At 69.8% G+C, this 10543-nt stretch carries 10 protein-coding genes; 6 read left to right on the forward strand and 4 right to left on the reverse strand.

What is annotated here, in order from left to right:
- Window positions 1-67: 67 nt before the first annotated feature.
- Window positions 68-1054, forward strand: a complete 987-nt coding sequence (locus FB455_RS15050; protein WP_030268087.1) for a Gfo/Idh/MocA family protein — start codon at window positions 68-70, stop codon at window positions 1052-1054.
- Window positions 1055-1069: 15 nt separating this feature from the next.
- Here FB455_RS15050 and FB455_RS15055 read toward each other — a convergent pair whose 3' ends face one another.
- Window positions 1070-1780, reverse strand: a complete 711-nt coding sequence (locus FB455_RS15055) for a class I SAM-dependent methyltransferase (protein WP_013476227.1) — start codon at window positions 1778-1780, stop codon at window positions 1070-1072.
- Window positions 1781-1958: 178 nt separating this feature from the next.
- Between FB455_RS15055 and FB455_RS15060 the strand changes: the two genes are divergently transcribed.
- Both FB455_RS15060 and FB455_RS15065 read left to right on the forward strand, forming a co-directional pair.
- Entirely contained in the window at window positions 1959-3068 is a 1110-nt protein-coding gene (locus FB455_RS15060) for a DegT/DnrJ/EryC1/StrS family aminotransferase (protein WP_030268089.1), read from the forward strand.
- 127 nt (window positions 3069-3195) lie between these two features.
- A complete protein-coding gene (locus FB455_RS15065; protein ID WP_030268091.1) occupies window positions 3196-4632 on the forward strand; it encodes an NDP-hexose 2,3-dehydratase family protein in 1437 nt (478 codons plus the stop codon).
- Window positions 4633-4800: 168 nt separating this feature from the next.
- Here FB455_RS15065 and FB455_RS15070 read toward each other — a convergent pair whose 3' ends face one another.
- A complete protein-coding gene (locus FB455_RS15070) occupies window positions 4801-6009 on the reverse strand; it encodes a nucleotide disphospho-sugar-binding domain-containing protein (protein WP_030268094.1) in 1209 nt (402 codons plus the stop codon).
- A 155-nt stretch (window positions 6010-6164) separates the two neighbouring features.
- Between FB455_RS15070 and FB455_RS15075 the strand changes: the two genes are divergently transcribed.
- The 3 genes from FB455_RS15075 to FB455_RS15085 all read left to right on the forward strand — a co-directional run bounded on the left by FB455_RS15075 (window position 6165) and on the right by FB455_RS15085 (window position 8017).
- Window positions 6165-6779 carry an NADPH-dependent FMN reductase gene (locus FB455_RS15075; RefSeq protein WP_030268096.1) on the forward strand — a complete coding sequence of 205 codons (615 nt, stop codon included), beginning with the start codon at window positions 6165-6167 and terminating at the stop codon, window positions 6777-6779.
- Entirely contained in the window at window positions 6776-7528 is a 753-nt protein-coding gene (locus FB455_RS15080; protein WP_030268099.1) for a class I SAM-dependent DNA methyltransferase, read from the forward strand. The genes FB455_RS15075 and FB455_RS15080 overlap by 4 nt, the downstream gene beginning before the upstream one ends.
- 69 nt (window positions 7529-7597) lie before the next feature.
- Window positions 7598-8017 (forward strand): ester cyclase, encoded by a 420-nt coding sequence (locus FB455_RS15085; RefSeq protein WP_013476232.1) that lies wholly within the window; start codon window positions 7598-7600, stop codon window positions 8015-8017.
- A 77-nt stretch (window positions 8018-8094) separates the two neighbouring features.
- Here FB455_RS15085 and FB455_RS15090 read toward each other — a convergent pair whose 3' ends face one another.
- Together FB455_RS15090 and FB455_RS15095 are read right to left on the reverse strand one after the other, a co-directional pair.
- A complete protein-coding gene (locus FB455_RS15090) occupies window positions 8095-9228 on the reverse strand; it encodes a nucleotide disphospho-sugar-binding domain-containing protein (protein WP_030268100.1) in 1134 nt (377 codons plus the stop codon).
- A 7-nt stretch (window positions 9229-9235) separates the two neighbouring features.
- Window positions 9236-10507, reverse strand: a complete 1272-nt coding sequence (locus FB455_RS15095) for an acyl-CoA dehydrogenase family protein (protein ID WP_030268103.1) — start codon at window positions 10505-10507, stop codon at window positions 9236-9238.
- Window positions 10508-10543: the final 36 nt, after the last annotated feature.

Genomic DNA, 10543 nt, shown 5'->3' on the forward strand with positions numbered 1-10543 from the left:
CGCCTTGGTTCGCACGTACGCCCGCGCTGAGAGGTGCCCGTTGTCTGGATCCGGTTCTGTGCTTCGGATGGGCGTGCTCGGGTGCGCCGACATCGCCATCCGGCGGTTGATGCCCACGATCGCAGGGCTCGACGGTGTCGAGGTCGTCGCGGTGGCCAGCCGGAGCCGGTCCAAGGCCGAACAGGTCGCCGGCCGGTTCGGCTGCGCGGCGGTGACCGGCTACCGCGATCTGCTCAAGCGCGACGACGTCGAGGCGGTGTACATCCCGCTGCCGCCGCGGCTGCACTACGAGTGGGTGGCGGAGGCGCTGCAGGCCGGCAAACACGTGCTCGCCGAGAAGCCGTTGTGCACCACGCACGTGGAGACGGTCGAACTGATGGCCGTCGCCCGCGAACGCGGACGTGTCCTCGCCGAGAACTTCATGTTCCTGCACCACTCGCAGCACGACGCAGTCCGGGCCATGGTCGCCGCCAACGCCATCGGCCGGCTGCAGGTGTTCTCCAGCTCGTTCGGTGTGCCGCCACTCGATCCGGCCGGGTTCCGCTACCAGCCGGCCCTCGGCGGCGGCGCACTGCTCGACGTGGGGGTGTACCCGCTGCGGGCGGCGCAGCTGTTCCTGCCGGAGCTCGAGGTGCTCGCCGCCACCCTGCGGTACGACGAGACCACCGGCGTCGACGTGGCCGGATCCGCCCTGCTGGCCGCGCCGGACGGCGTGGCGGTACAGCTGGCGTTCGGCTTCGACCACTCCTACCGGTGCGAGTACGCGCTGTGGGGCAGCACCGGCCGGATCGCCGTCGACCGGGCGTTCACGCCGCCGGACCAGCTGAAACCGCCGGTCCGGGTCGAACGCCAGGATCAGGCCACCGAGTTGGCGATGCCAGCCGACCCGCAGGTACGCAACGCGGTGCGGGCGTTCGTCCAGGCGGTTCGCTCCGGTGTCGACGGGCCGATCGAGGAGCGGGCCACCCTGCGGCAGGCCCAACTGGTCGAGGCGGTCCGCGACGTGGCACGCGTGACTGGTTCTCCGGCGAGAATGCTGCGTGCGGCCGGATGACGGTGCCGCACGCCCTCACTGTCGGATACCGACGAACAGGCCGCGCCCGGTCGGCGGGCCGGGGAGGAACTCGATCGAGCATCCGGCATCGCGGAAAGCTGATTCGTACTCCTCACGCGTGAACAGCGTCAGGCGGTCGATCTCCACGAACTCGCGGATACCCGACTCGTCGGCGACCAGGAACCGGACCTCCATCCGGGTGGCCCGGCCGTCGAGTGTCGAGTGGGAGATCCGGGCGATCGTGAGGTCCTCACCACGGGCCAGGTCACCCGCCACGTAGCCCTCGATGAACTGTTCAGGGAACCACCAGGGCTCGACGACCAGGACCCCTCCGGGCGCCAGGTGCCGCGCCATGCAACCGATGGCGGCGCGCATCTCCTCGACCGTGTCCACGTACGCGATCGAGCAGAACATGCACGTGATCGCGTCGAAGGTGGTGTGCAGGTCGAAGTCGCGCATGTCGCCGGCCCGGATGTGGACGCCGGGCAGCCGCAGCCTGGCCCGCTCCCGCATCGGTTCGGCCAGTTCGAGGCCCTCGACGTGCGCGAATCGGCGGGACAGCGCTTCGAGATGGGCCCCGGTTCCGCAGGCGACGTCGAGCAGCGTGCGCGCCGCCGGGCGGTGCCGGCGCACGACCTCGTCGACGAGGACGGCTTCGGCGCCCCAGTCCTTGCCCCGGCTCTGATAGATCTGCTCGTACACGTCGGCCAGATCGGCGCTGTACATCGGCGCTCCTGCGAAAAGGGGAGGGTGTCGGCCAAGAACCCTGGCAGAGCCCGCTCGCGACGTGCTGAACGGCTCACCAAGGTGTATCGAGCCGCGTTGCAGCGGTTCCCGAGCGCGTGCTGCGAACGTCGTGCCGACCTAGCCTGGCGCAGCGAACGGATGAGGGGCCGGCGCATCGATGAGCGACAACGTATGGGACTACCTCGGCGAGTACGAGACCGAGCGGGACGACATCCTCGACGCGGTCGACACCGTGTTCCGGTCCGGTCAACTGGTGCTGGGCCAGAGCGTAAAGGCGTTCGAGGCGGAGTATGCGGCCTGGCACGGGATGGCCCACTGCGTCGGCGTCGACAACGGCACGAACGCGATCAAGCTCGCGCTGCAGGCGGCCGGGGTCCGCCCGGGCGACGAGGTGATCACGGTGTCGAACACTGCAGCGCCGACGATCGTCGCGATCGACTCGGTCGGCGCGGTGCCGGTCTTCGTCGACGTCGACAGTGACACGTACCTGATGGACAACTCAGCGGTGAGCAGCGTGGTCGGCCCGCGGACCACCTGCATCCTGCCGGTTCACCTGTACGGACAGTGCGTCGACCTGACCGAACTGCGCGCACTCGCCGACGCCCACGATCTGATCCTGCTGGAGGACTGCGCGCAGGCGCACGGCGCGCGCCACCGCGGCCGGCTGGCCGGAACGACCGGTGACGCCAGCGCGTTCTCGTTCTACCCCACCAAGGTGCTCGGCACATACGGCGACGGGGGAGCGGTCGTCACCGACGACGACGAGACGGCCCGGCGGCTGCGCAGGCTGCGGTACTACGGCATGGAGGAGCGCTACTACGTCGTCGAGACGCCCGGTCACAACAGCCGCCTCGACGAGGTCCACGCGGAGATCCTGCGCCGCAAGCTGCGCCGGCTGGACAGCTACATCGCGGCTCGGCGGGCGGTGGCCGACCGGTATGCCGCCGCGCTGGCCGGGACGGACCTCGCGCTGCCGGTGGTCGCACCCCACAACGAGCACGTCTACTACGTCTACGTGGTGCGCCATCCCCGGCGGGACGAGATCATCGCCGCTCTGCGCGAGTACGACATCAACCTCAACATCAGCTATCCCTGGCCGGTGCACACGATGACCGGCTTCGCGCACCTGGGCTATGCCGAGGGCGCCCTGCCGATCACGGAGAAGCTGGCGGGGGAGATCTTCTCGCTGCCGATGTATCCCGCGCTGGAGCCGGCGAAGCAGGACCGGATCATCGATGCGCTCCAAACGGTTCTGGCCAAGCTGTGACCGGGCCGGTGCGCGAGCCTGCTCGCGCGCCAGTAGAGCGCGGATCCAGCCATCGTCGACGGTTACCCGTGACGGGTGCGCGACCGTCGAGACTTCGCACTTGGTAACGACGACGGAGGACTGCCGCATGCCTGTCCTGCCCCCTGCCACGACGTTACGGGTCGATCGTGAGCCGATCCACCTGCGCCTAGCCCGCTCGGCTCTCGTCCGCGACGGCGCCGGCGTCGCGGACGTCCGGGGCTGGTTTGACGAATTCGCCCGGCGCGCGTACACCGACGTACGCCGGATTCCGTTGTCGGCGCTGAAGAGCTGGCACACCGACCCGGCGACCGGCGACATCCGCCACGACCTGAGCAAGTTCTTCGTGGTGCAGGGCATCGACGTGGCGGTTCCCGGCGGGCCGGTCGCCCACTGGCGCCAGCCGATCATCCACCAGCCGGAGATCGGAATTCTCGGCATCATCGCCAAGGAGTTCGACGGGGTACTGCATTTCCTGATGCAGGCGAAGGTGGAACCGGGCAACGGCAACGGCCTGCAGTTGTCGCCGACCGTACAGGCGACCCGAAGCAACTACACGCGGGTACACAACGGTCGCGCCGTGCCGTACCTGGACTACTTCCGCCACCCCGGTATGCACCGGGTGATCGGCGATGTACGCCAGTCCGAGCAGGGGTCCTGGTTCTACCGCAAGCGCAACCGGAACATGGTCGTCGAGGTGACCGGGGACGTCGAGGTGCTGGACGGGTTCCGCTGGCTCACGCTCGGCCAGATCCATGCCTTGCTCAGCGCAGACGATCTGGTGAACATGGACGCTCGCACCGTGCTGTCATGCCTGCCGTTCGCTGGCGCCGGTGTGCACAGGGTGCTGCCCGGCGGCGGCGCGATCCGCGAGTCGCTGATCCGTGCCTGCGACGAGACCGCCGGCAGTCTGCACACCACGGGCGAGGTCCTCAGCTGGATCACCGAGATGCGCTGCGGGCTCGACGTCGAGACCCGGCGGATCCCGCTGAACGAAGTGACCGGCTGGCATCGGACCGAGGACGCGATCGTCCACGAGAGCGGCCGGTTCTTCTCGGTCATCGGAGTCGGCGTCTCGGCGGGCGGGCGTGAGGTCGCCCACTGGACGCAGCCGATGATCGAGCCGGTCGGCACCGGGCTGATCGGACTCCTGGTGCAGGACATCGGCGGCGTGCTGCACGTCCTCGTGCAGGCCAGAGTCGAGCCCGGCTATCTCGACGTCGTCGAACTCGGTCCCACCGTGCAGTGCATCCCCGGCAACCACGAGATGCTGCCACCCGGCGACCGGCCGCGGTTCCTCCCAGACTTTCTCAACGCGCCTGCCGACCAGATCCACTTCGACACCGTGCTGTCCGAGGAGGGCGGTCGATTCTTCCACGCGCTCAACCGGTACATGATCGTCGAGACCAGTCGCGGCGCCGAGCTGGAGCATCGGGCGTTCCGCTGGATCGCCGTGCACCAGCTTGTGGCGCTGCTGCGACACAGCCACTACCTGAGTGTCCAGGCACGCAGCATGCTCGCCTGCCTGCACAGCCTGATCACCTGAGCACCCGCCGGCCGCCCGGTGGTCAGGCGGGGCGGTCGTCGGCGTCGTTGAGCGGCAGCCGCAGCCGCAGCCGCGTCCTCGTGCCGCCACCCGGTCCGCTCGACACGTGCAGCTTCGATGATCGCCGTCAGGGAGCCGGAGAGCTGTCACGGAGGAGGAAGCAGAGAGTCAGACGACGATCAGGTCTACGAGATCCGCGGGCGTCGGCCGCTGCTCCATCTCTCCGCGCAGCCGCACGGCCGACCGCCTGTACGACCCGTCGGCGAGCAGTTCGTCGATGGCACGGCGGATCGCGGCGGCGTCGACGAGGTGACCCGGCAGCTGAACGGCGGCGCCGGCTGCGGCCACCCGGGTCGCCGACGCGGCCTGTTCGGAGGCGAACGTCAGCAGCACCTGTGGCACGCCCGCCCAGAGCGAGGTCAGGGTGCTGCCGCCGCCTCCGTGGTGGACAACCGCTGAGCACGTCGGCAGCAGCAGCCGTAACGGAAGCCGCTCGAGTACCCGCACCGTCGGCGGCACCGGGCCGAGCTCGGCCACGTCCTGCGCGGTCGCGGTGAGCACCACCTCGGCGTCCAGGCCTTCGAGCGCACGCACTGCCTCGGGCAGCACGAACGAGCGGGGACCCGACATCGAGCGCAACGCCGTCGACCAGGACAGGCAGACCCGCGGACGGTCGATGGGTTCGAGCAGCCACGTCGGAGCCGGGGCGGTGCCGTTGTAGGGGACGTAGCGCACCGGCAGCCGCTCGGCCGCCAGCGGCGGTTCGACCGATGACGGGCACGGGTCGACGACCGTCTTGATCATGCCGGCGTCGAACGGGCCGAGACCGTAGCGGGCGAAGGAGCCGCTGATGTCATCCGGCACGATCCGCATGTGCTCTGGTTCGGCCGGACCGACCGGACCCCACAGCACCATGGCCGTCTTGACGCCGGTGACGAGGCCGGCGAGCAGGCCCTCCAGGCTCGCCGGGTCGTGCAGCACGAAGTCCGGCCGGAACGCCGTCGTGTACTCGACCGCGGCGTCGAAGCTGGCCGCGGCCCGGGCGGCGACCTCCGGGAGCTGACGCTCGCGAAACCCGGGCAGATCGAAGTCGTCCAAGCCGTCCAGCTGCGCGCCGGTGATCGGATGCAACGGCGGCCACGGGTACGGCCATACCCCGTCGACCGCCTCCATGAAGTACTGCAGGCGGAGCCGGATCTCGTCCGACGGACTGTCCAGAATCGGCACCGGAATCAGCCCCGCTGCGCACAGCGGCGCTACCTGCGACGGGGTGCACAAAACGCGCACCTCGTGCCCGCCGGCCTGCAGTGCCCAGCCGATCGGCACCATCACAGCGTAGTGGGTGGGCCAGGACGACACCGTGAACAGGACCTTCACCGCAGCTCCCTCGATACGGATGCGCACGGCCTGCGCGTCGCCATCCTGGCCACATCCGGTCGAAAGGTGCTCGAGCGGGCGTCGATGCGTCGCCGACCGGAGCCGGGCAGAGTCGCCATGACACGACGTTCAGCACGACAGAAAGAGGTCCGTCGATGCCTGGGCCACCCCACCGCAGCAACCATCCGGCTCCCCAGGTCGTACTCATCGGTGGCTCGCTGTGCGCATCGTCGCGCACCGGCCGGCTTGCCGTGTGGTGTGCTGGTAGATGCGCCGAGGAGGGAGCCGTCGTCACGTGCCTGCGCGGCGCCGACCTCGAGTTGCCGTTCTACCGGCCACACCGCGGGGACGGGCCGCAGCGGGTACCACGGATCGTGGCGGCCCTCGCCCGTGCCGACGGGGTCGTGCTCCTCTCACCCACGTATCACGGCACCGTCTCCGGCCTGCTGAAGAACGCTCTCGACTACGCCAACGACCTCGCCGACGCCCGTGAGCCGTTCCTCAGCGACCGGCCGATCGGCTGCGTTGCCATCTCCTCCGGGGAACAGGGCGCGCACTCCACCCTGGCCACCCTGCGGACCATCGCGCACGCGCTGCGCGGCTGGCCGACCCCGCTCGGCCTCGCCCTGTCCGGTGAGCGCGCCGAACTGGACACGACCGGAGCGCCCGCCGACCCCCGTACTCGGGCCGCTCTGGAGATTCTGCTGGATCAGGTACTCGTCGCCGCCCGCCGTCGGGTGCGGCCGACGGTGGCGGGAGCGCGGCGATGACGACATCGGTGCCGGCGGCCGGCATGTACGGCGAGGAACAGGCCGAGGTGTACGAGCTGGTGCACCGTGCCCGAGGCAAGGATTACGACGAGGAGGCCGCGTTCGTCGCCGAGCAGGCGCGGGCGTTGCTGCCCGGCGCTGCGACCCTGCTCGACGTCGCCTGCGGCACCGGTGCGCACCTGCGCGCGTTCGCTCGCCTCTTCGACCGGGTGGAGGGCCTGGAACTGTCCCCTGCGATGGTCGAGGCGGCCCGCACGAACACCCCGGGGGCGGTCGTGCACCACGGCGACATGCGCTCCTTCCATCTCGGCGAGCGGTACGATGTGATCACCTGCATGTTCGGCTCCGTGGGCTACCTCACCGACGTCGAGGAGCTGAACGCGGCCCTGCGGCGCTTCGCGGCGCACCTCTCGCCCGGCGGTGTGGTCGCGATCGACCCTTGGTGGTTCCCGGACACCTACCTCGACGGATACGTGTCGGCCTCCCTTGTCGAGGCCGACGGGACGACCGTCGTACGCGTCTCGCACTCCAAGCGCGACGGCGACGCTTCCCGAATGGAGGTCCACTACATCGTCGCTCGCCCCGCTGGCGGCGTCCACCACTTCGTCGAGCAGCATCGCATCACGCTCTTCCCCCGCGACACGTATGAGAAGGCATTCCGGGGCGCGGGATTGAGCGTGCGCTACCTCGAGGGCAGCCAGTCGGGCCGTGGCCTCTTCGTCGGCTGTGCCGGACACCAGGAGGACTGAAGCCCTTTCCGAGCGCCGGGTGCCAGCATCGGCGGCAACCCGGCAGACCCCAGAGCATGAGGAGTTGGCATGTCGCCGCTGGAGAACAAGAATCGCTGCCTGCAGATGGTCGCCGCCTGGAACAGGGCAGACGTGTCGGGGGTGACTGAGCACTGGGCGCCCGACGTCACGCATTACAACCTGGACGGCGAGCCGCACGACACCGAACTCGTCCTGACGGCGATGCGTGGCTCGCTGGTGTCCTTCTCAGACCTGCGACTCGAAGTGAGGAGCATCCTCGCGGAAGGCGACCGGGTGATGCTCCGGTTGACCGCGACCGCCACGCACAGCGGTGAGTTCGCCGGGATACCGGCGACCGGGCGGAAGGTCACCTGGCACTACCTCGAGGAGCTGCGCTTCAACGAGGAGGGCAAGGTCGTCGAGCACTGGGACATATTCGACTTCGCCCCGCTGTTCCGGGAACTCGGCCACCCGGCACCGGCGCTCTGAGCGTCACGCCGGGCAGCGCCGGCAGTGTGAAACGGCCTCGTCCGGTCGCCGCCGGCGAGGCCGTTTCGCGTACCGGCTCACCTGGTGAGCTGCACCAACCGGGGAACGAGGTCGGCGACCGGCGGCATGGTGGCGGCCTCGGAGGCCGCGTCCCGAGCCGCCTCGCGCATCGAGTCGTCCTCGAGGAGCCGCCGGCACTCTGCAGGACCCAGCTGGGCCGAACTGGTCGAGAAGCCGATGCCTCGCTTAACCAGCACGTCGCGCCCGATGTTCTGGAAGGAACCCTGCGGGATCACACACTGCGGCACCCCGGCGACGAGCGCGGTCATGATCGTGCCGCTGCCGCCGTGGTGGATGATCCCGGCGCAGGACTCCAGGAGCACACCCAGCGGGAGCCATTCGATGACGCGGACGTTCTGCGGCAACTTGCCGAGCAGCGCCTCGTCACCGCCGCCCAGAGTGAGCACGAACTCGGCCTCGACAGAACCGGCGGCCTCGATGAACGGGGCCAGCTGGGCGATCCCACCCCAGCGGGCGTCGATCGTGCCGAGCGTGACCGCGATGCGCGGCCGCGCCGGCGCTTCCACGAGCCACTCCGGCAGGATCGCACCGCCGTTGTAAGGCTGGTACCGCACCGGCCAGGCACCCGGCGTGTGCGGACCGGGCAACAATGACTCGATGCTCGGCGCCATCGGCATGAGCCGGACCCGGGTACCGGGCGAGCCGCCGACAGCGTGCCGCTCGTAGTCGGTGGCCATCGCCGCACGGATCAGCGATGGCAGCTGCTCCTCACCGTCGGCCGGCCCGAGCGGCAGTTCGGCGCAGGGTATCCCGAGCGCAGCGGCGACGAGTGGCCCGGCACCCTGCGTCGGGGTGTACACGACCAGGTCCGGCCGCCACTGCTTCGCGAACGCGAGCGCGCCGTTCACCACGGCCCCCGAGACCCGGGCGAACATGGCTGCGAGATCAGCGACGCCCGCCTCGTCGGAGTGCATCGGGTCGACGCCGTCGGTCTCGTCCGGGATGAACAACTTCGCGTAGTCGGCGCCGGGCGAGGCGTCGACGCCACACAAACCGGCCTCGGCGACGGCATGGATCTCGCCGCCACCCGCGTACCGGACGTGGTGGCCCGCGGCCTGAAGGGCGTGGGCGAGCGGCACGGTGGGCAGGATGTGGCTGAGCCCGGGGGACGGGATGAACAGGACGCGCATGGCTCTCCTAAGGGGACGGCTCGCGCCGGGCTCTGATCGCCCGGGCGCTGACGTAGTCGTTGTCCTGGTCAAAGCAGAGGACTTGGCCGCTGAGGTAGTCGATCGCGTCGACGTAGGTGTACGGCTGCATGTATCGGCCGGCGCGCACGTCGCGGTAGTGGCGGGCGAGCGGGTGCCGGGCCGAGAAGGAGGCGCCACCGACGACCGTCATGCAGCGATCAACAATGTCTGACGCGAGCTGGTTGACCATGAGCTTCGCGCACTGGAACGGGGTCATCATCCGGCGGCCGCGCTCATCGGCAACGACCGAGAAGTCGAATGCGAGCTCGTCGGCATTGCGTAGCGCGGCGGCGGCCGACGAGCGCAGTGCGAACAATCGCGCCTCGATCTCGGCGAGCAGCGTCCGGACCGCCGCTCCTGGGTCGACCCGGCGCCGGACGGTCCAGTCGACGGCCACGTTGCGCGCCGCCGACGCGATCCCGGCGTAGATGCCGAGCATGGTGACCGAGCTGACCGTCTGCCCAGCGAGCACCGCGTCCTGGCGGGCACCGACGGCGGCCCTGGGGAGGACGTCCTCCGCTGCGATCGGGCAGTTGTCGAAGACGATGTCGACAGTGCCCGAGCCGCGCATGCCGAGGCCGTCCCAGTTGTCGAGGACCGTGAGGCCGGGCGTCTGGCGGGTCAGTACCGGCGCGGCGAGGCGGAGCGGTTCCTCGTCGACGTGCACCTCGGCGTATACCGCGAAGTGTGTGGCGGCGGGCGCGAGGCTTACCAGGGTCTTGCGACCGTTGAGCAACCAACCTCCGCCAGGCGCCGGAGTCAGCCTGGTCGTGGCACGCGGCGCGTCCTTGACCGCGCCGCAGATGATCGCCTCGCGCTCGCCGACCGAACGCATGAGCCGCTCGGCGAGGGACTGCGCCTCCGGCGCGCCGTAACGCCACTCGTATGTGAGGGTGAGCCCACGGCTGAGCTGCATGTGCAGCGCGAGCGCGACGGACGCGTCGAACTCGGCGAGGGTACGTAGCGCGAGCGCCACGTCGTGCATGTGGCTCACCCCGAGACCGCCCAGTTCGGCGGGAACGGTGGCGGCCAACACCCCCGAGGTGCGAAAGCGATCGAACACCTCGAACGGAAATGTGCCGTCCCGGTCGTGCGCTCCGCTTACCTCCCGTACGTACGGAATGTGCACGGCCAGCAGGTCAAGGAACGCCTGCCCCTCCTTGCTTACCGGTGCCAGCAACTCCCCGGCCGCCGGTGCTCGTACAGGCGTGGTGGTCATCCATGCTCCAGTCTGTGACCGTGTGCGTCAGATGCA

The organism is Micromonospora sp. CNZ296, from assembly GCF_007827635.1.